Source organism: Archangium gephyra (genome assembly GCF_042230915.1).
GTDB lineage: Bacteria > Myxococcota > Myxococcia > Myxococcales > Myxococcaceae > Archangium > Archangium gephyra_B.
The window spans coordinates 3273233-3293697 of the sequence record NZ_CP102578.1 but is presented as its reverse complement, the minus strand read 5'-3'; the positions used below and the strand labels follow the sequence as shown (position 1 = coordinate 3293697).

Genomic DNA, 20465 nt, shown 5'->3' with positions numbered 1-20465 from the left:
AAATCCACCGCTGTTGTCTTGGCGACTCCATGGGTCACGGTGTAGGACTGGACTTCCATGGACGCCTCCAGACCCATCCCCCGCCTCCCGGGCCACTTCCTCACGGGCCACCTGTCCGACTTCAGGCACCAGCGGCTGAAGCTGTTCCGGGACCTCAAGGAGACGTGCGGGGAGATCGGCACCCTCCGCATCGGCCCGATGCCCGTCACGGTCGTCACCTCCGGCAGCATCTCGCACACGCTGCTGCACCACCACGCCAACGACGTGGATGGCGGCCCGCTGGTGAAGACCTTCACCCCGCTGGTGGGCGAGCGCAGCCTGGTGCTGCTCCACGGGCCCCAGCACCGCAAGCAGCGCAAGCTCCTGGCGCCCAGCTTCCAGCGCGAGCAGCTCGCCCACTTCACGCAGACCATGGTGCGCTACACCCTGGACGCCATCGAGGGCTGGCGGGACGGCGAGGCGTTCGACGTCCACGATGAGATGGCCACCCTGACGATGCGCATCATCGGCAAGACGCTCTTCGACGTGGACTACCGCCACGAGACGAACGAGCTGCTCGGCGCCATGGGGCAGGCCCTGCAGCACATCGAGTACCTCACCTCCAGCCTGGTGCAGATTCCGCTCTCCTGGCCCACCCCGCGCAACAGGCGCGTGCGCGAGGCCCTGCGCACCATCGACACCACGTTCCGCGGGATGATCCGCCAGCGGCGCGTGGACCATGGCCAGCGCAAGGACATGCTCTCCTCCCTGGTGCAGGTGCGCGACGAGGAGGGCCAGCCCATCAGCGAGGACCAGCTGCACAACGATCTCATGACCATCTACTCCGGGCATGAGTCGACCGCGCTGTCGCTGGGGTGGACGTGGTACCTGCTGGCCCGGCACCCCGAGGTGCTCGCCCGGGTACGCCAGGAGGTGGACACCGTGCTGGGCGGGCGCCCGCCGGCCTTCGAGGACCTGCCCCACCTGCGCTACACGCTCCAGGTCATCAAGGAGTCGCTGCGGCTCTACCCCGTCATCTTCATGCTCGCCCGCGCGCCCACGAGGGACCTGGACATCGCGGGCTACCGGCTGGCCAAGGGGCAGATGGTCCTCATGCCGCCCTACATCATCCACCGGGATGCCACGTTCTTCCCGGACCCGGAGCGCTTCGACCCCGAGCGCTTCCGGCCGGAGCGCGAGAAGCAGCTGCCGCGCTACGCCTACTTCCCCTTCGGCGCGGGCCCGCACACCTGCATCGGCAACCACTTCGCCATGATGGAGAAGCAGCTCATCGTGGCCACCATGGTCCAGCGGCTCGACGTCGAGCTGGTGGACGACAAGGAACTGCCCCCGGAGATCCTCACGGTGACCCTGCGCCCCTCGCACCTCAAGATGCGGGTGCGGCACCGCGAGGACGCCGCTCCGGGCAAGGTGGCGTAGCGCACCGCCCTCGCCGCCGCCCGGGGCACCCGCGTGGGGTGCCCCGTGGTGGACTCAGGCGCCGCGCTCCTTCGACTTGCGCTGGTCGAGCATCAGCATGGCGCTCAGCTCGAAGATGGTGTCGATGCGGTCCACGCGATAGAGTTCCTTCGCGATCCAGCACTTCACCTTGGTCTCGGGCCGGGCGAAGGGCCGGTAGTTCTGCAGCATCCACGCGAAGGCGCGGTCCAGCGACAGGGTGATGCCCTGGTGGTTGAAGCCCTGGCGCTCCAGGTAGGCGAGCATCAACACCGCGTAGGCCGTCTCCGTCAGGTTGGTGGGGCCATTGGTGCTCCAGCCGCCGTCGCGGTTCTGGCACACGAGCACGGCCTCGACGGCCTCGCGCAGCGCCTCCACGTGCGGAGAGCCCACCAGGGCGATGGCCGCGTGGCCCGTCGTGTACAGCCAGGAGCGGTTCCACTTGTCCACCGTCCAGCGCCCGTCCGCGTCCTGGCGGTCGAGCAAGAATTGCTGGAAGGGCGCCACGTCCCGGCCCAACACCATCAGGGCGTGGATGCAGCGGGCCGTCACCGTGGGCGAGGGGTGCATCTCCCCCGCGTAGGCGACGAAGTGGTTGTCGTTCTGGAAGCGGTAGAGGATCGACAGATCCACCGGGTAGCCGAACTCGTGCAGCAGCAGAAGGGCCGCCGCCGTGTCATCGCCGTCCTGGAGGAAGTGGTCGCTCATGGCGATGCCCTTGGGGCCCAGGGCCGTGGCCAGCTCCTTGACGATGGGCATCACCACGCCCTCCAGGCGCGGATCCTTGAGCACGCCGGCGATCTGCAGGGCGTAGAGCGAGAAGAGCTGCTCGTAGCGATCGAACGGGTAGATGGTCGAGGTGACGCCTGGAATGCCCATCTCGCACGCGCGCTCGGCGTTGGACAGGTACCTGCGCGCGCGCTGCGCCGTGTCCTCCAGCTCTGGCCGGCCCGAGGCGGCCTTCACCCACGCCGCCGTCGCCGCCGGGCTGTGGCTCAGGCCCCCCGAGCCGTCGATGATCCGCGGATCCGGCTCGCTGCCGGTGATCTCCCAGACGTGGTTCCAGGGCATGCCCGGCACCATTGGCAGCTTCGCGACGGACTGGCGCTTGCGCTCGCCGAACTCGATCAGCTTGCGGTAGGGCCTGCGGGGGATGTGCATCTCCCCGGCGGCGTCGAGCTGATTCAACAGGCCGGGCAGGACGATCTCCCCGCCCACCGGCAGATCGTCATGCGCCATGGTGGCCCACAGCGCCGCCTGCTTGCGCAGGAAGGACACGCCCTCGTGGATGGCGGAGCGCGTTCCCTGGCGGCGCCCGTACTCGCGCAGCGCGAGGACGGCCGCCAGCGAGGGAATGTCCCGGTGCAGCGGCATGGCCGGGTCTCCCCAACCGCCATCGGGGTGCTGCTGGGACAGCAACCACTCCACCGCGGGCCAGCCCCCTTCCGCCGGAGGCAGGATCAGGAGCATCTGTGCCGTGTCGTAGACGGAAGGGCTCATCAACCCACCCTTCGAGCCCAGGGCAGACACCAGCGAGTGCAGCTCCGCCAACAAGACATCCTGGATGCGTTTCATCAGACCTCTTCGGAAGAGCTGGCCTCGGGATGGTGGAACTCGCGCTGCATGTAGAACATCCGGCTGAAATGGCCCGTCGCCACCAGCGACTTCCCCCAGGGACGCAAGGGCTCGGGGAGCCGTCCGGCGACGTCCGAGAGCGACTCGAGGTGCTGGCCAGCGCGCTCCACCGCCTCCCGCTCGGCCTCCGCCTCGGACCGGCCCGCCGCGCACAGCAGCGTCAGGCTGTTGAACTTCCCCTCGGCGCGCTCGCGCTCCAGGCTGCGCACGTCATTCATCCACCGGCCCAGCAGCCCCATGTCCGACAGGGCCTGCTCGACGAGCGGCTCCTGCAGCGGCTCGCCCGTGAAGTCCGGCGCGAGCACCACGAGCGCGGCGCAGTGGTACATGGGCGCGCCACACGTCCAGCGCGACACGTCCAGGTAGTGCTCCAGCGTGGGCAGCGCGCCGTCCTGCTGGGAGCGGCGCTTGTCCCGCAGCTCCGTCAGGTGGCCGGAGCACATCCGCCGGAAGTGCTCCTGCCAGAGCGCCAGGAAGCGCCCCGCCCCGGGGGCCGCGTGCAGCTGCCTCGCCACGTCCTGCACCGCGCCGCCCACGAAGCTGGCCTCGTCCGCGCCCGTCCACTCCTGCGAGTCGGGGGCCCGGACGGTCTCCACGTAGCGCTCGAGCACGCGCTGCACCTGCGCGTCCTCCAGGGCGCCGATCTCCCCATCCGCGATGTCGTCCACGGCGAACACCAGCAGCCCCGCCTTGGCGATGAGCAGCTGCTGCTCGAACGTCACCTCCGGGTGGCCGGCCACACTACCCAACGTGGCGGGTTTGAGCCGCGAGGCCAGGATGGCCGGGAAGCGCTCCCGCCAGGCCATCAGCGGCGGCATCAGCTCCTTCACCCGCGCCTGGAGCCGCTCCAGGAGCTCCTTCGGAATCCCCAGGGACTGGGCCTCCGCGTACTGATTCTTCAGCTCCCGAACGACTCCGAAATGCCGGCCTTCCGTACCGCGTGTGCTCATGGGCCTCCAGGATGAGGCAATCCGCCCCACCACGCCACCAGTGGGGATGGACTTCTACCATGATCTCGCACGTCGTGTATCGCGGATGACCCACCACTGGGACAAAAGTGACCCAGGTGTCAGAATGTGGGCTTCACATCCCCATAAACCCTACGCCGGCGTCCACCATCTCACGACACTGAGAAGTAGTGTGCCTGGGGGTGGTGGAAGACGAGGGCGGAGACGCTGGCCTCGGGCTCCATCATGCAGCCGTCGGTGAGCTGGACGCCGATGTCCTCGGGCCGCAGGGCCTGGAAGAGGAGCGTTTGATCCTCCAGGCGGGGGCAGGCGGGGTAGCCGAAGGAGTAGCGCTTGCCCTGGTACTCGGCGCGGAAGCGCTCGAGCATCGTCATGTCCGGCTTGTCGGGGAAGCCCCACATGCTGCGCAGCTGGGTGTGGAGCATCTCGGCGTAGGCCTCGGCCGTCTCCAGGGCGAGCGCCTGCACCGCGTGCATCTTCAGGAACTCGCCCTTGGCCTTGTACTCCTCGCTCAGCTCGCGGATGCCCTGGCCGGCCGTCACCACGAACATGGCCACGTTGTCGCTCGCCGCGCCGTTCTCCAGCGGCTTGACGAAGTCGGCCAGGCACAGCCCGCCCGGCTTGTCCTGGCGCGGCAGCTCGAAGACGACGCCCGGCTGGCCCGTCTCGCCGTCGACGAGGTGGAGGCGGTTGCCGTCGCTGCCCGCCTTGAAGAAGCGGAACACGGCCTTGGCCTGCATGCGCCCGCCACGCAGCGAGCCCTTGATGATCTCCACCTGCTCCTTGAGCGCGAGCGCCTTGCGGCCCTCCTCCGTCTTGGCCAGCTCGGCCTCGGCGGGGGTGCCCAGGGCGCGAGAGGCGGTACGCAGGCCCAGGTGGCGCCCGTAGAGCATCACCGGGTTGATGAAGCGCCAAATGGTGTCCAGCGGGGTGTTCGTCAGCACGTGGCGCACGTAGTCCGGCGCGGGCGGCACCTGCTCCAGGATGGAGACCTCCTTGCTGCGCACCGCGGCCACCGGGGCGCTGACCTTGGGCCGGTCCTTGTCCTGCTGGGAGAGCTTCGTGCGGCGATCGGCCAGCTCGCCCTTGAGCTTCTCGTGGGCCGTGGGATCGACGATCTGCTTGGCCAGCTCCAGGCCGCTCATGGCGTCCTGCGCGTACGCCACCGTGCCGCCGCCGTAGGCCGGCGCGATGTTGCGGTCCACGAAGTTGCGGCTCAGCGCGGCGCCGCCCACCAGGATGGGCACGTCCACGCCCTGGCGCTTGAGGTCCTCCGCCGTGGCCACCATCTGGTGCGCGCTCTTCACCAGCAGGCCGCTCAGGCCGAGGATGTCCGGGGAGTGCTCGCGCACCGCCTGCACCAGCTGCTCGGGCAGCACCTTGATGCCCAGGTTCACCACCTCGAAGCCGTTGTTGGCGAGGATGATCTCCACCAGGTTCTTCCCGATGTCGTGCACATCGCCCTTCACCGTGGCGAGGACAATCTTCCCGCGCGAGGCCGCCTGGGCCTTGCTCATCCTCGGCTCCAGGTAGCTCACCGCCGCCTTCATCGACTCGGCGCTCTGGAGCACCTCGGCGACGATGAGCTCGTTGGCGCCGAAGAGCCGGCCCACCTCGTCCATGCCCTTCATGAGCGGGCCGTTGATGATCTCCAGCGGGGCGTACTTCTCCAGCGCCAGGTCCAGGTCCGCGTGGAGGCCGTCACGGCTGCCCTCGATGATGTAGCGCTGCAGCCGCTCCTCCAGCGGCAGCGTGCTCACGTCGGCCTTCTTCGGCTTGCGCTCGCGGAAGTGCGCGGCGAAGGGCGTGATGGGGTCCGCGCCCCGGTTGTAGAGCAGATCCTCGGACAGCTGGCGCTCCTCGGGAGGCAGCGACGGGTAGCGCTCGAGCTTCTCCGAGTTGACGAGCGCCATGTCCAGGCCCGCCTGGACGCAGTGGTAGAGGAAGACGGAGTTGAGCACCTCGCGGCCGGCGGTGGGCAGGCCGAAGGACACGTTGGAGATGCCCAGCACCGTCTTGCACTGGGGGAAGCGCTGCTTGATGAGGCGCACGCCCTCGATGGTCTCCACCGCGCTGCCCGTGTACTGCGCGTCGCCCGAGGCGCACGGGAAGACGAGCGGATCGAAGTACAGGTCCTCCGCCTTCATGCCGTACTTGCCGGTGAGCAGCGCGAAGGAGCGCTCGGCCACCTCCAGCTTGCGCTGGCGGGTGACGGCCATGCCCTTCTCGTCGATGCAGCCCACCACCAGCGCCGCGCCGAACTCGCGCGCCAGGGGCACCACCTTCTCGAAGCGCTCCTCGCCATCCTCCAGGTTGACGGAGTTGATGATGGCCTTGCCCTGCGAGTACGTGAGCGCCATGGCGAGCACCTGCTCGTCCGTGGAGTCGATCATCAGAGGCACGCGCACCTTCTTGACGACCACGTCCAGGAAGCGGCGCATGTCCTCGAGCTCGTCCCGGTCCGGGTTGGCCAGGCAGATGTCGATGACCTGCGCGCCGCGCTTCACCTGGGCGCGGGCGATCTCGGAGGCGTCCTCGAGCTGCCCCGCGACGATGAGCTCCTTGAACTTCTTGCTGCCGATGACGTTGGTGCGCTCGCCGACGATGACGGGGCGCTCCTCGTCGCGCACCTCCAGGAAGTCCACGCCGGAGAGCGTGGAGCGCGAGGGCGGGAGCTGGCGGCGCGGCACGAGGCCCTTCACCGCCTCGGCGATGGCGGACACGTGGCCGGTGTGCGTGCCACAACAGCCCCCCACCACGTTGAGCCAGCCCTGCTCACAGAAGCGGCGCAGCGAGCGCGCCAGCATCTCGGGGGACTCCAGGTAGTGCCCGTTCTCGTCCGGCAGGCCGGCGTTGGGCACGCACGAGACGGCGAAGGGGCTCATGGCGGCCAGCGAGCGGATGTGGTCCGTCATGAACTCGGGGCCGGTGGCGCAGTTGAGGCCCAGGTAGAGCAGCTCCACGTGCTCCAGCGAGGCCGCCAGCGCCTCCACGGACTGGCCGGCCAGCATGGTGCCCATGGGCTCGATGGTGCCGGACACCGCCACCGGCAGCTTCCACCCCAGCTTGCGGAAGGCCCGCTCGCACCCGAGCAACGCCGCCTTCACGTTGCGCGTGTCCTGGCACGTCTCGATGAGCAGGTAGTCCGAGCCGCCCAGCGCGAGCCCCTCCGCCTGCGCGGCGAAGTTGTCCACCAGCTCCTCGAAGGTGATGCCGCCCGTCACGCTGATGGCCTTGGTGGTGGGGCCGATGGAGCCCGCCACCCAGCGCATCCGCCCGTCCTTGGCCTCGGCGGCCTCGGCGGCCTTGAGCGCCAGCTTCGAGGCGGCGATGTTGATCTCCATCGCCTTGTGCGACAGGCCGAACTCGCCCAGCACCAGCGGCGTGCCGCCGAAGCTGTCCGTCTCCGTCACGTCCGCGCCCGAGGCGAAGTAGGCGGCGTGGATGCCCTCGATGACGTCGGGCCGGGTGAGGACGAGGTACTCGTTGCAGCCCTCGTACTCGGCGCCGCCGAAGTCCGCGGCCTTGAGGTTCTGGTTCTGCAACTGGGTGCCCATGGCGCCATCCAGCACCAGCACGCGCTCGCGCATCGCGGCCCGCAGGGCCTCCACGCGGTGACCGTGCTGACCCGGCGGGGGAGGAAGGGGGGCGGGAAGGTGGCTGCTCATGACTGTTTGACTCCGGTGAGGAGGAAGACGCGGAAGGGGCTCGCCCCCTCGCGTGCATGCGTTTCGCGCGTGAGGGCGCCAAAGCCCACCTCGCGCAGGGAAGCCTCGAGCGTCTCCGGCGCGAAGCCGAGGTGCCGGTGGCCCAGCCGCTCCAGCACCCACCGCTCGTCGTGGGGCATCAACTCCAGCAGCACCAGCTTGCCCCCGGGCTTGAGGAGGCGCGCGGCCTCGGCCAGCACCGCTGGCGGGGACTCCGTGTGGTGGAGGCTCTGGGAGATGACCACCAGGTCGCGCTCGCCCGCCGGCAGCGACAGCCGGTGCAGGTCCTCGCGCAGGAAGGTGATGTTGGAGCGGCCCTCGCGGGCGGCGCGCTCGCGGGCCTGGGCCAGCGCGGCCTCGCTCTGATCGATGGCCCACACCCGCGAGGCCCACCGGGCGATGGCCACCGAGAGCACCCCCGTGCCGCACCCGAAGTCCGCCACGTCCAGCGCCGGCAGCAGCGAGGCCAGCGCCCCCGCCCAGAGGAACCAGGACTGCCCCGGCTCCAGCAGCCGCTCGTTGAGGGCCTGCCGGTCCTCGCGCTGGCGCAGGAGATCTTCGAGCCGGGCCAGGTCCCCCTCCTCGTCCACGGCCTCGCGGGCCAGACGGATGAGCGGCCAGCGCGTGTCCTGGGGCTCCAAAGCCAGCGAGTAGTAGGTGAAGCCCGCCTGCCGCTCCTCGCGGATGAGCCCCAGCCCCTTGAGCTTGCCCAGGTGGTGCGACACCGAGGACTGCGCCACCCCCACCAGGGACACCAGCTCCGACACGTTCAGCGGAGCCCGGGCCATCAGCCGCAGGATGCGCAAGCGCGTCGGGTCACCCAGGGCCCGGAAGGATTGGGACAGTTCTTCCATATCGTCGAATCAACATACGTCGATATGGCTTGAAAATCCAGGGAAGACCGCTGGGGCGACGCGTCGCGTTGCCATGTGGGGAACGGTCGTCTAGAGACGCGCCATGCCCGCTCCCTCCCTGCACCAGCTCCTCGAAGGCAAACGTTTTGGACTCGTCCTCTCCGCCGGGTACTTCGGCTTCTATGGGCACGCCGGCTTCCTGAAGGGGCTGGCGGCCACGGGGTTGAAGCCCGCGGCGTACGCCGGGACAAGCGCCGGGGGCCTGGTGGCCGCGTATGCCGCCGCGGGGGCGAGTGTGCAGACCATCGAGGAGCTGGTCCTCAAGCAGACGCGGCAGGCGTTCTGGGATCCGGATCCGATTGGAGCGGTGCTCAACGGGTTTCCGAGCGAGGGCCACGGGGCCACGGGCCTGCTCAAGGGCGAGCGCTTCCGCCGGCTGCTGGAGGACACGCTGCCGGTGCACGGCTTCGAGGAGCTGCCGCACCCGCTGCTGCTGGTGAGCGCCAACCTCACGCAGGGGACGCATGAGGTGTTCACCTCGGGCGAGCTGGCGCCGCGGGTGCACGCCACGTGTGCCTACCCGGGCCTGTTCCGCGCGGTGCGGCTGGGGAGGGATCTGTATTGGGACGGAGGGCTGGTGGACAAGGCGCCCGCGCTGGCGATGCGGGAGAGCGCCTTCGGGAAGGACCTGGACGCCATCCTCGTGCACTACCTGCCGAGCCGCACGCGCAAGATGCTGGGCGGCCCCATGGCGTACGCACAGGGCATTGCGGCGGGCTCGGCGGCGCTGAGGCAGGACCACTTCCGGCTGCAGTTGTCGCTGTTGAAGGAGCGCAACGTGCCCGTCTACGTGGTGGTGTCCACCCTGCCGCCGGTGTCGCCGTCGCAGATGGAGCGCGGCTTCGATGCCCTGCACCAGGCGAAGCTCAGCGCCGAGCGCGCCATCGCCCGGCCCCCGGTGCCCTTCGAGCAGGTGTGAGCCGAGGAGGTCAGCGGCCGTAGCGCCGGTGGTCCACCATCAGGCAGCGGTCCTGCACCACCTTGATGCCCGCCTGGGCCAGCTTCTGGGCGGCCGTGTCGTTGCGGATGCCCGACTGGAACCAGACGGCCTTGGGCTTCTTGGCGAGGATGTCGTCCACGTGCTGATCGATGTCCTGGGGCCGCCGGAACACGTCCACCAGGTCGATGTCTCCCGGGATGTCCACCAGCCGCCGGAACACCGGCTTGCCGAGGATGTGCGTCACGTCCGGGTAGTAGACGGGCACCGGCACGACGTCCACGCCCGCGTTCGCCAGGTATTGCGGCACGTAGAAGGCCGGCTGGCCGTCCTGCTGCTCCGTCTTGATGCCCAGCACCGCCACGCGCTTGCTGGCCTGCACCACCGCGCGGATGCCCGCCTCGTCCTCGATGAGGTTCTGCTCGTAGCTCATCACCGCTCCTCCTCGGGCGCCTGCAGCGACTCCAGGTGCGACGCCGCTGCCCACGTCCAGGTCTCTCCGTCCAACGTCGCCCGCAAGGTGAGCCCGCGCCGCACCGGGATGAAACGGCCTCTCCCGAGCAACTGTTCTCCCTCGCACTGAACCCCGGGCGTCAGCTCCGGGTCTCCCGCCTGACTCAACGCTTCGAGCACCTGCGAGGAGGCCTCCGCTCCCGGCGCCGCCAGGCAGCGCAGCGAGAACAGCATCGCCTCGCCATGCTCGGTGGGCGCCGTTCCCGTGAAGGTGCGCTCCAGCAGGTACGTCACCTCGCGCCCGCCCAGCGGCACCGTGCCCACCACGTAGGAGCGCGCTCCCGGTTCCCAGGCGCGCCCGTAGAGGCCGCCGTACTTCACCTCCCACTCGGCCCGTGTGCGCACCTCCAGCGCCTCCGGGGCGAAGAAGTCCTCCAGCAGAGAGACGTCCTGCCCCGCCGGAGTCACCGCCGCGAGCGCCGCCCGCGCGGCCTCTGGCTCCACCACGCCTACGAAGGTGCCATCCCCCGCGAGCCGCACGCGCAGGGCGAAGCGCGTGAGGACATCATCCACGAGCGTCTCCACCGGGGCGCCGTCCCGCGAGTAGCGCGCCTGCGTCACCCGCTGCGTGAGGAGCCAGCCGCCCTGCTCGGGAGTGAAGCGCGTGACGGTGGTCAGCTCCGCATCCTGCGTGCCCGGCGCGCCGCTGTGCCCCACGGAGCTCTTCAGCGACTCGGTGAGGAGCGCGCCGCCGGGAGGCCGGAACTCGAGCCGCGGGGGAGGCGGCGCGCCCGAGGCGGGCACCAGCGAGGGAACGTTGCGGCTGCACGCGCTGGCCAGGGCCACGAGGAGCAGCAGGAAGCTCGAACGGAGGAGGCGCATGACGGCCGCGCACGCTGGCAGAAAGCACCGCGACTCGCGAGCGGTTCGAGCACACTCGAGAAGCATGAGCCCATCAGGTCAATCAAGAAAGCGGCGCTCCCAACGCCGCCTTTTCCGGGCGTCAGACTCCGGGCGAATGATGTGTTCCTCATGATAGGTCCATGGCTCCAACACACGCGCCAGTTCTCTGTAGGCCGGAAGCATCTGACCGCGCTCCGCATCCCCTGCTTCCGGCCATCTGCCCAGGGTGACCGCGACCCGCTCTCCTTCCAATTCCTGAACGGTGGTGTCAGGTGATGACAAACGGGAACGCAATTCAGCCGTTCCCCCCAACGCCCCCAACACCGGTTGGCCCAGGAAGGTGAGCCAATAAGCCCCACGCACCCGCGTACCAAGCTTCCAGGACATCCAGTCCAGATTGGGAACGTCCAGCCCAGGGTAGCGGAAACACAGTTCACCCGCCTCACCGGACATGCTCAATGGCTCTGTCTCTCCATTGAAGGAAAGGCCGGCATGGCCAGAGCAGAAGGGCAGTGGAGCCGCCAGTTCCAGCGCCAGCTCACGCACGCGGCCTGGGCCATGCGCGTCCAGATATTCGGTGGGAAGCAAGAACGACACCGCACATCCCGCCTCTAGCCGCTCGTGCGGGAAAAGCATATCGAGTGCATGCCCGTGATACTCAAATCCATAACGGCACTCGCCGCTCAACGCATCTCGCAACGTGACGTGGGCATTGAATTTCTCAAGCATCTTTCGCCGACTGACCGCCCAGCCCTCGTCATCGAGCTTCTGCCACTCTCCTTCTCCAATGTCGTACCAGCCGAGCGACTGGGGGCCCACAACGCCCAGGTAGACATCCAGGGAGTGCATCACCGCTCGAACCACCTCTTGATGAGAGCTGTGCATGTAGAAACAAATGCTCAGTCCCTCGCGCATGAGCAGGTATCCATTCTCCGCGTGGATACGGATCCTCGGGTAGTGCTCGCTCATGGAAGAACTCCCAGCCAGGGAATGACACGCCAAGCACTCACTCCCAAGGCCTCATGGTACATGTCCTTCTGCGAACGGCCTTGATAGGGATGCCCTTCGGGATATCTGCCCCATCTTGCAGGCCCACTGCTGTCCGCACAGGCAAACTTGAAGTCATAGGCAGCCTCGGCTCGGCTCGGCTCGCCCGAGTGGATGACGACATCCGGCACGAGCGTGCCCTTAAGCTCACTGCCACGCCACTGCCGCAAAAGAGACTGGGCCTCTTCGGCGCTGACGAGCGTCGTCTTGCCTGTGCTCCTGTCGTAGCGATAGCGCTGTTCCAGGCTGAACCCGCCCGGGCGCAGTTCCCCGAGCCGTTCCCCTGCACACTGAAGGGCCACTTTGTGCATCTCCTCACCGAGGAACATGGCCAGTGTCATGTTCCTGCCTGGCACCCCCTCATTGCATTCCTCTGGCGTGGGGCTCTTCCCTTTGCGCTGGTCGATGAGGACCTGGGTCCGTGCATGCTCGGCACATTCCTTCAGCGCCTGCTCGATGCGGATCCTCAGGTCCGCATCCAGCGTCATCCCGACTGCGGCGACTGATCCCCCAGCCGCGGCGAGGCTCTGGGCGGATTGAGGCACCACCGCCTCTTCCCCGGCCATTCGCGCGCAGAGAGCAGGGTTCTGCCGGCAGGAGCTCGTCGCCGAGTCGAAGGACTGTTCGTAACGGTCCGGTACACCGTGTCCAGGCACTCCCGCACAGCCAGCGAAGAACACGCCGGCCGCGAGCACCCACGGCCTTGATTGGAGCACGTGCCGGTACGGCATGAGACCTCCCCTCGCGGCCCACGGGAGTGCGGCCACCCCGCATCACCCTACGCCGCTCACGAACCGCACGCGGTTCCCGCGGAATGGGAAGTCCTGCACGAAACACCTGTCGCACCGGAAAAAACACAGCGCCCGCGAGGACCGGCCGTGCGTGGCCGGCGCCCGCGAGCGCCTCATCTGCCCGACACGTCACCCGTGACTACGGATGCCGCGAGTTCCCATCCGGGGCGTTCTCCACCAGATCCCGCCCGATGTTGCGCCGATCCCGATCCACCCCGTCGTCATCACGCAGGCCGCCGCTCGCGAAACGCCGCGCCGCCTCCGCCAGGTCCCTCATCACGTCTTCCCGGGACTCGTACTCCTCCCGAGGCAGCGACTTGAGGACGTTGATGATGTCCACGTACGCACCGTTGTCCGCCGCGGCCATGACGATCTGCTCGCGCGTGGCCGGGTAGTCCACGGAGTCCAGGTGGGGCGTGATGGAGAGTGCCGGGTTCTCCGCAAATCCGAATGCCATCTCGTGTCCTGTGCCTTTCCGCCCGGGCTTCCCTCTCCGCTCCCGGGCCTCGGCTTCAAGCTGTGGATGGAATGTCCGGCGGGCCACCTCGTCCTCGCCCCCTCGGCCGTGCCTCCCGGGCAGCCATCCAGCCAGGGCCAGGGTAGAGTGCCGCTCCCAAGACCTCCTCCGGGATTCTCGATGCTCTCCACCTCCCTGCTCGTCACCTGGCTGGCGCTCACCCCGCCTCCCGCCGCTCCCTCGCCCGCTCCCCAGGCCTCCGAGGCCACGGCGTCCACCTCCACCTCCGACGCCACGAGCGTCTACTCGCTGGAGGACGGCGCCTTCGTGGACCAGGCCCTGCGCGACCTGGAGGCCGTCGAGCGCTATGCCCAGGGCCTGCGTGCCCTGCAGGAGCAGATCTCCAAGACGCGCGGCCTCTACGAGCGCAAGCAGGACATCCCCTACACGCCGGACGAGAAGCGCACCCTGCTCACCACCTGGGCGGCCTTCTCCGACTACTTCGCCTCGCTCGAGCTCATCCGCCAGCGCTACTGGGACTTCGTCAAGGTGCCGGCCCTCACCCAGCAGACGAAGCACGCCTGGGGCTTCCTGCTCACCCACGGGGCGCTCACCACGGAGCTGGCCCATGGGCTGGCGTACGCGGAGCTCACCGGCGGCCGCAAGCAGCTCGAGGTGCTCCTGGACGAGCCCGCCGAGGAGTACGGCCTGCCCGCGGGCACCTTCGCCCGCTTCAAGGAGAAGGCCATCCACGTCTCCACCACCACCCAGCTCATGACGGGCGACACCTACGGCGAGCAGCTCCGGCCCCTCTTCAAGAAGACGGGCCTGCTCAACGTGCGCCGCGCCGTGTGGCTCCTCCAGGAGATGCGGCACAACTCCAAGGCGGCCCGCGGCAAGCTGCTCAAGCGCGGCTTCACCCTCTTCGCCAAGGCCGGCGCGGACGTGCTCAAGGACTCCACCGCCAGCGCCGTCTTCCCCGTGCAGCGCTCGGTGGCCGAGTGGATGGGCGACACCCGGGTGAAGCGCATCGGCCAGCCCCTCATCCGCCGCGAGCAGACGCTCGCCCTCCTGGCCCACATGCAGCCGGGCGACATCCTGGTGGCCCGGCAGAACTGGTACCTCTCCAACATCGGCCTGCCCGGCTTCTGGCCCCATGCCGAGCTCTACGTGGGCACGCCCCAGGACTGGGCCACCTTCCTCGATGGCGACGCGGGCGTGCGCGACTGGCTGAAGACGCTGCCCGGCGCCCCCCAGACGCTCGCCGAGCACCTGTCACGCGAGTACCCCGCCAAGTGGGCCACCTACACCGCCCCGGACAGCCACGGCGACGCCATCCGCATCATCGAGTCCATTAGCGAGGGCGTGTCCTTCACCGGCCCCGAGCACGGCATGCACGTGGACTACCTCGGTGTCCTGCGCCCGCGCCTGCCCGCCGTGGAGAAGGCCCGCGCCATCGCCCGCGCCTTCCACCTGCAGGGCCGACCCTACGACTTCAACTTCGACTTCTTCTCCGACTCCACCCTCGTGTGCACCGAGCTCGTCTACAAGTCCTATGTCCCCTCCCAGGACATGCGGGGCGTGCGCATCGGCCTGGTGGACGTGGCCGGCCGGCGCACCCTGCCCGCCAACGAAATCGTCCGCCTCTTCGACTCGGAGTACGGCCAGCCCGGCCAGCAGCTCGACTTCGTGGCCTTCCTCGACGGCCGCGAGCAGGAGCGGGACGCGGTCGAGGCGGATATAGAGTCCTTCCGGCGCACGTGGCGCCGGGTGAAGTGGGACATCGCCCAGCACTGACCCGAGGAGACCCATGACGGAAGAGAGCGGACTCGAGATGCTGGAGATTGCCGGCAAGCTCTTCGAGCGGATGATTTCCCAGCAGCAGGCCAAGGTGCTGCGCCTGGCCCGCGAGGTGGTGCCCAACATCACTCCCGAGGAGCTGCGCAACCCGCATGACTTCCCGAAACTCAAGGAACACCCGACTTTCGAATTCGAGGACGGTCTCCTTTCGGGACTCATTTCGGCCCACGTGGCGATGAGGGCGGAAATCAAGGGGCGGCTGTTGCCCCCCGAACCCCCCCGGAGCTGACTGCCTGCCTGCCTTTGCCGTTCCCTCTTGCCTGGGTTAGTCCTTCCCGCCGTGAGCCTCACCTCGACCTTGAGCCCGTCAGTAGCCCGCGAACGCCTCGTGTCCGCGCTCGCGTCGGATCCGCCCAGGCTGGACCTGGCGGCGCTGGCCATCGCGACGCTCAACCGGCCGGAGCTGGACGCCGCGGCGTACCTGCACACGCTGGATGCCCTGGCGGCCCGGGTGCAGCTGGAGATGGAGCGGCACACCGGCCATGGCGAGGTGATGGCCGGCCTCACCGCGCTGCGTCACGTGCTCGCGGACATCGAAGGCTTCCGCGGCAACGAGGACGACTACCAGGCGCCGGAGAACAGCTTCCTGGACCAGGTGCTGGAGCACAAGGTGGGCCTGCCCATCACGCTCTCGGTGGTGTACCTGGAGGTGGCGCGGCGCGCGGGCATTCCCCTCTATGGCGTGCCCTTCCCCGGGCACTTCCTGGTGGCCTGCAGCGCGGGGGACCACAAGCTGGTGGTGGACCCGTTCCACGGCGGAGAAATCCTCACCGAGGAGGGCTGCAAGGAGCTGCTGGAGCGGGTGGCGCCGCAGCTGCGCTTCAACCCCTCCATGCTGGCGCCGGCCCCGGTGGAGCTCATCACCTACCGGATGCTGTCCAACCTGCGCCGGGTGTACCTGGAGCGAGACGAGAGCGAGCGGGGCCTCGCGGTGGTGGACCTGCTGCTGATGCTGGCCCCCAACCATCCAGGCGAGCTGCGCACGCGGGCGGCCCTGCTCGCCAACCTGGGGGCCTACCGGGCGGCCCTCAAGGACGTGGAGCGCTGCCTGGAGCTGTCGCCGGAGGCGCCGGACCGGGATCGGCTGGAGCTGACGGCCCGGGAGTTGCGCGAGCGCGCCGAGCTGTTGAACTGAGCCGATGAGCTCCATCAAACCGTGGCCCCGCCTCCGCCGGGGCCTGGAGTACGACTACCGCGTCCTCAAGGTCCGCCAGGACATGGTGGCGGACCCGCGCACCGGCCACGAGCATCCCCGCGTCGTCATCGACAGCGCCGACTGGGTGAACGTCATCGCGGTGACGAAGGACGACCAGCTCGTGCTCATCCGCCAGTTCCGCTTCGGCACCCAGGAGACGACGCTGGAGATTCCCGGCGGCCTGGTGGAGCCGGGAGAGGACCCCGCCGCGGCCGCCGCGCGCGAGCTGGAGGAGGAGACGGGCTATGTGCCGGGCCACGTGGTGCGGCTCGGCCAGGTGCACCCCAACCCCGCCATCCAGAGCAACATCTGCCACAGCTACCTCGCGCTCGACTGCGTGAAGCAGCATGAGGGCAAGCAGGATGAGGGGGAGGACATCGCCGTGGAGCTGCACCCCCGCTCGGCGGTGCCCCAGCTCATCCTGGGTGGGGCCATCACCCACTCGCTGGTGGTGGTGGCCTTCTACCTGGAACAGCTGCGGGCCCAGGCCGGCGGAAACCGCTGAAATTTGTCGGGTGGTCCTCCGCGTTTGACGCCAGCGTCACGCGGACGGCATCCGGCTTCCGGGCCCCCCGTGACACCCAGCCGGGGCAGCACTAGCCTCTGCCCCCGAGGTGAGTTCGCCATGGCGGAAAGCCTGACGCAGCCCCGCGAGGAGCGCCCCGAGCCGCTCCCCGCCGCACCCAACCCCGGCGCCAGCCCCGGAGCCGCCCGTTCCCACGAGAGCGCCCCGGCCCGCGTCTCCATTCCCAGCCTGCGCCCCGGCGAGGACGTGTTCGCCTACGTGCGGCGCGTGCACGGCGCCTTCGAGCCCCGGCTGTACCAGCAGGTGGTGGGGGCGGCGAATGAGCTCAAGGAGGGAGACGCGGCCATCGGTGTCGCCGCGGCCGACGAGGCGTCCCGCCGCAACGCCCTGGAGCTGCTCGCGCGCACGCGCATCGGCGACCTGGACGCGTACCCGCTCATCGAGGAGCGGCTGTACTCGTACATGCAGGGAGCGCTCGACCCGAAGGCCCAGGCGCGCACCGCGAGCTGGACGCTGGGCGAGCTCAAGGCCTTCCTGCTGTCCGCGAGCGAGGCGGACATCCATGAGCTGAAGGGCGGGCTGAGCAGCGACGTCATCGGCTGCGTGGTGAAGCTGATGAGCAACGAGGAGCTCGCCGCCGTGGGGCGCAAGGTCTTCAACCCGCTCCCCGGCAGCAAGGTGGGCGCGAAGGGGTACCTCGGCGCGCGCATCCAGCCCAACTCGCCCACGGACCACCCGGACGACATCCGCTGGCAGGTCTTCAACGGCTGGAGCTTCGCCCTGGGCGACGTGGTGCTCGGCACCAACCCGGTGTCCTCGGCGCCCGAGTCCGTGGCCGCCGTGGAGTCCGCCCTGCACGACATTCTCGTGACGTTCGGGCTGCGGGAGGTGCTCCCCCACTGCGTGCTGGCGCACGTGGACGTGCAGGCGGTGGTGGAGGCCATGCAGCCGGGCACCACCGGCATCTGGTTCCAGAGCCTGGGCAGCACCGAGGCCGCCAACCGCACCTTCGACGTCACCCTGGAGAAGATGGAGACGCACGCCTCGGCGCGCACCGGGCGCTGGGGCATGTACTTCGAGACGGGCCAGGGCGCCGACGCCACCAACGGCCATGCCGCCGGGGTGGACATGGTGGTGCACGAGTCGCGCAAGTACGGCTTCTCGCGCGCCCTCACCCAGCGCATCGCCGCCGCGCAGGCCCGCGCCGGAAAGGAGCCCGCCCCGCACGTCATCGTCAACGACGTGGCCGGCTTCATCGGCCCCGAGGTGTTCCGCACCCGCGAGCAACTGGTGCGCTGCTGCCTCGAGGACATCGTCATGGGCAAGCTGCACGGCCTGACGATCGGCCTGGACGTCTGCTCCACCCTGCACATGGACGTGTCGCTGGACGATCTGGGCTGGTGCCTGGAGCAGCTCATGCCGGCCAACCCCGGCTACCTCATGGCGCTGCCCACCCGGAACGATCCGATGCTCAGCTACCTGACCACGGGCTTCCAGGACCACGTCCGCCTGCGCGAGCAGTTCGGCTACAAGGTGGATGACCGGATGTGGGCCTTCTTCCAGCGGCTGGGCGTCATCGACGCGGAGGGCCGCCCCACCAAGCACTTCGGAGACCCGGCCTGGGTGTACCTCCAGTACCGCCGCCACAAGGGTGACACGCGCCCGGACGCGGACGTGCTCGCCGAGGCCGCGCGGCAGATGGCCGAGGTGCGCGCCCGCGGCGTGCCCCTCGCCGTGGGCCATGGCGAGCACCCGTGGGACCTGGAGCCCTCGCTGGACGCCGAGCTGCGCCGGCTCTACGACGACGCCAAGGCCGGCCTCTGGTCCGACCTCTCCCCGGACTTCATCGCGTCACTTCCCGGCGCCGTGCGCCTGCGCACCCGCGCCTCCACCCGCCGCGACTACATCCTCCACCCGCCCTCGGGCGAGCAGCTGGAGCCCGCCTCCGAGCGCGTGCTAGAGGCCCTGCGCTCGCGCCACGCCGACCAGTACGACGTGCAGCTCGTCATCTCGGACGGGCTGGACGCGCGCTCGCTCATGGACGAGGGCCACCTGCGGCCCTTCCTCACCGCCCTGCGCGCCCGGCTCGAGGCCTCGGGCCACCGGGTGGCCCCCGAGCACCTCGTGCTGTCGCTGGGGCGCGTGCGGGCCGGCTACCGCGCGGGAGAGCTGCTCTTCGGGGACGCGGCGGCGGAGGGGCCCCGTGCCGTCATCCACGTCATCGGCGAGCGGCCCGGCTCCGGCCACCACAGCTTCTCCGCCTACGTCACCGCGCCCGCGGCCCGCGTCTGGGGCCAGCCGGGCGCGGTGGACCACAACATCACCCGGGTCGTGGCCGGCATCTCCGACACCAGCCTGCGCCCCGAGGCCGCCGCGGCGGAAGTGGCGCGCATCCTGGGCGAGCTCACCTCCGCCTCCTGAGCCTCAGCGCACCACGCGGCGCAGCCACTGATCGATCGCCGCCCAGCCGCGCTCCTTGCCGTAGTGGCCGTTGAAGACGTGCCCGGTGTTCTCGAGCGTGTCCACCCACACGGTGGGGGCGCGCGGGTACACCTGCGACTCGGCCTCGGCGTAGGAGGCCGACGCCAGCAGGTCCCTGTCCCCGAGCTGCACCATCACCGGCACGCGGATCTCCCCGGAAGGAATCAGCTGCGGGTAGGTCATCATCGTCAGCAGGTCCAGGTACTGGCCGCGCGTCACGCTGTCCGCCACCTCGTTGTCGTAGGCGGCCACCGCCGGGTCCGAGTGCGCCACGTCGTAGAAGAGCGCGCTGCGCATCTCCCCCGGGAAGCGGATGTAGGGGCCCTGCTGCAGGAACGACAGGAGCAGGCTCCCATCCACCGGCACCGCGTGCTGGGTGTTCAGCCAGCCCGTGTTCACCACCGCCTGCGCATCGCCGTGCTGCGCCTGCGCGAAGGTGTTGATGAGCGCCCCGTTGGAGTGCCCCACGTAGATGAGCGTCTTGAAGGTGTTCTTCTCCGCCGTGGCCCGCAGGTGCACCGCCACCTGGTGCAGGGCGCTCGCCGACTCCGCCAGGTTCAACGCATCCCCGTCCAGCCGGTCGCTCTCGCCCGTGCCCGGCAGGTCCAGCGCGAGCACCGCGTAGTGCTGGCGGGCCATGTAGCGCGCGTACGAGTAGTCCTGGCCGCCGATCTCCGGCAGGTCCCAGTAGCCGTGGTTGTAGGTGATGCCGTGGGTGAGGATCTGCACCGGGCGGTTCTTCAGGCTGCCCTGGTAGTAGAGGTAACCCACCACCGTGTAGCGCTGCCCGTTGGCGAGCCGCACCGGGAACTCCCGCCGCTCCACCTTCACATCCTGGGACCCCTCGGCCAGGGCCGTCGCCGGAAGTGCCAGAGACAGCAGCAGCGCCATCCAGGCGCCCATCGAACGGATCATCTTCTTCATTTCCACCCTCCCTCTGGACGGCGCTTCTGGAAACCTGTGCTTCCAATAAAAACGGGAGAGCCAGATATTCCTGACATTCTGCTATATCCAATGAAAATAACTTTTCAGGGGAAACACCAGGGACGGGCAGTAGGCCCCGTCAGGGGGGGCGTGGAACGGGAGGGCCAGGCGACACGCGCCCCCGAGGTCATGCGGAATCTGACACCATGGCGGGCGGTGTCCCGGGAGGG

At 69.2% G+C, this 20465-nt stretch carries 17 protein-coding genes; 7 read left to right on the top strand and 10 right to left on the bottom strand.

Annotated elements, in window-relative coordinates; genetic code table 11:
- Nucleotides 1-57 precede the first annotated feature (57 nt).
- Nucleotides 58-1419, top strand: a complete 1362-nt coding sequence (locus NR798_RS13265) for a cytochrome P450 (protein WP_375771827.1) — start codon at nucleotides 58-60, stop codon at nucleotides 1417-1419.
- Between the two features lie 54 nt (nucleotides 1420-1473).
- Here NR798_RS13265 and NR798_RS13260 read toward each other — a convergent pair whose 3' ends face one another.
- The 4 genes from NR798_RS13260 to NR798_RS13245 all read right to left on the bottom strand — a co-directional run bounded on the left by NR798_RS13260 (nucleotide 1474) and on the right by NR798_RS13245 (nucleotide 8601).
- Complete coding sequence (locus NR798_RS13260; RefSeq protein WP_375771826.1) at nucleotides 1474-3012, bottom strand: prenyltransferase/squalene oxidase repeat-containing protein; 1539 nt, start codon at nucleotides 3010-3012, stop codon at nucleotides 1474-1476.
- Nucleotides 3012-4022 carry a terpene synthase family protein gene (locus tag NR798_RS13255; protein ID WP_375771825.1) on the bottom strand — a complete coding sequence of 337 codons (1011 nt, stop codon included), beginning with the start codon at nucleotides 4020-4022 and terminating at the stop codon, nucleotides 3012-3014. The genes NR798_RS13260 and NR798_RS13255 overlap by 1 nt, the downstream gene beginning before the upstream one ends.
- Before the next feature lie 170 nt (nucleotides 4023-4192).
- A complete protein-coding gene (metH, locus tag NR798_RS13250; protein ID WP_375771824.1) occupies nucleotides 4193-7708 on the bottom strand; it encodes a methionine synthase in 3516 nt (1171 codons plus the stop codon).
- Nucleotides 7705-8601 carry an ArsR/SmtB family transcription factor gene (locus NR798_RS13245; RefSeq protein ID WP_375771823.1) on the bottom strand — a complete coding sequence of 299 codons (897 nt, stop codon included), beginning with the start codon at nucleotides 8599-8601 and terminating at the stop codon, nucleotides 7705-7707. Before NR798_RS13245 ends, metH begins: the two co-directional genes overlap by 4 nt.
- Before the next feature lie 103 nt (nucleotides 8602-8704).
- On the opposite strand from NR798_RS13245, the gene NR798_RS13240 reads away from it, so the two are divergent.
- Nucleotides 8705-9580, top strand: a complete 876-nt coding sequence (locus NR798_RS13240) for a patatin-like phospholipase family protein (RefSeq protein ID WP_375771822.1) — start codon at nucleotides 8705-8707, stop codon at nucleotides 9578-9580.
- A gap of 10 nt (nucleotides 9581-9590) precedes the next feature.
- On the opposite strand, the gene NR798_RS13235 is transcribed toward NR798_RS13240, so the two are convergent.
- The 5 genes from NR798_RS13235 to NR798_RS13215 form a co-directional block, all read right to left on the bottom strand.
- Complete coding sequence (locus NR798_RS13235) at nucleotides 9591-10031, bottom strand: CoA-binding protein (RefSeq protein WP_375771821.1); 441 nt, start codon at nucleotides 10029-10031, stop codon at nucleotides 9591-9593.
- A complete protein-coding gene (locus NR798_RS13230) occupies nucleotides 10031-10933 on the bottom strand; it encodes a hypothetical protein (RefSeq protein WP_375771820.1) in 903 nt (300 codons plus the stop codon). Before NR798_RS13230 ends, NR798_RS13235 begins: the two co-directional genes overlap by 1 nt.
- Nucleotides 10934-11011: 78 nt before the next feature.
- Nucleotides 11012-11923 carry a type VI immunity family protein gene (locus NR798_RS13225; protein WP_375771819.1) on the bottom strand — a complete coding sequence of 304 codons (912 nt, stop codon included), beginning with the start codon at nucleotides 11921-11923 and terminating at the stop codon, nucleotides 11012-11014.
- Nucleotides 11920-12489, bottom strand: coding sequence for a hypothetical protein (locus NR798_RS13220; protein WP_375771818.1), 570 nt, complete (start codon nucleotides 12487-12489; stop codon nucleotides 11920-11922). The genes NR798_RS13225 and NR798_RS13220 overlap by 4 nt, the downstream gene beginning before the upstream one ends.
- Before the next feature lie 442 nt (nucleotides 12490-12931).
- Entirely contained in the window at nucleotides 12932-13249 is a 318-nt protein-coding gene (locus tag NR798_RS13215) for a DUF2795 domain-containing protein (protein WP_375771817.1), read from the bottom strand.
- A gap of 180 nt (nucleotides 13250-13429) precedes the next feature.
- On the opposite strand from NR798_RS13215, the gene NR798_RS13210 reads away from it, so the two are divergent.
- The 5 genes from NR798_RS13210 to eutB all read left to right on the top strand — a co-directional run bounded on the left by NR798_RS13210 (nucleotide 13430) and on the right by eutB (nucleotide 19251).
- Nucleotides 13430-15046 (top strand): YiiX/YebB-like N1pC/P60 family cysteine hydrolase, encoded by a 1617-nt coding sequence (locus tag NR798_RS13210; protein WP_375771816.1) that lies wholly within the window; start codon nucleotides 13430-13432, stop codon nucleotides 15044-15046.
- Nucleotides 15047-15059: 13 nt separating this feature from the next.
- Nucleotides 15060-15338, top strand: a complete 279-nt coding sequence (locus NR798_RS13205) for a hypothetical protein (protein ID WP_267534552.1) — start codon at nucleotides 15060-15062, stop codon at nucleotides 15336-15338.
- A gap of 99 nt (nucleotides 15339-15437) precedes the next feature.
- Nucleotides 15438-16244 carry a SirB1 family protein gene (locus NR798_RS13200; protein ID WP_375771815.1) on the top strand — a complete coding sequence of 269 codons (807 nt, stop codon included), beginning with the start codon at nucleotides 15438-15440 and terminating at the stop codon, nucleotides 16242-16244.
- A 4-nt stretch (nucleotides 16245-16248) separates the two neighbouring features.
- Nucleotides 16249-16809 carry an NUDIX hydrolase gene (locus NR798_RS13195; protein WP_375771814.1) on the top strand — a complete coding sequence of 187 codons (561 nt, stop codon included), beginning with the start codon at nucleotides 16249-16251 and terminating at the stop codon, nucleotides 16807-16809.
- 120 nt (nucleotides 16810-16929) lie between these two features.
- Nucleotides 16930-19251, top strand: coding sequence for an ethanolamine ammonia-lyase subunit EutB (gene eutB, locus NR798_RS13190; protein WP_375771813.1), 2322 nt, complete (start codon nucleotides 16930-16932; stop codon nucleotides 19249-19251).
- 3 nt (nucleotides 19252-19254) lie between these two features.
- Here the strand turns inward: eutB and NR798_RS13185 are convergent, their stop codons facing one another.
- Nucleotides 19255-20235: an alpha/beta hydrolase gene (locus tag NR798_RS13185; protein WP_375771812.1), complete on the bottom strand. Its 981-nt coding sequence runs from the start codon at nucleotides 20233-20235 to the stop codon at nucleotides 19255-19257.
- Between the last annotated feature and the right edge of the window lie 230 nt (nucleotides 20236-20465).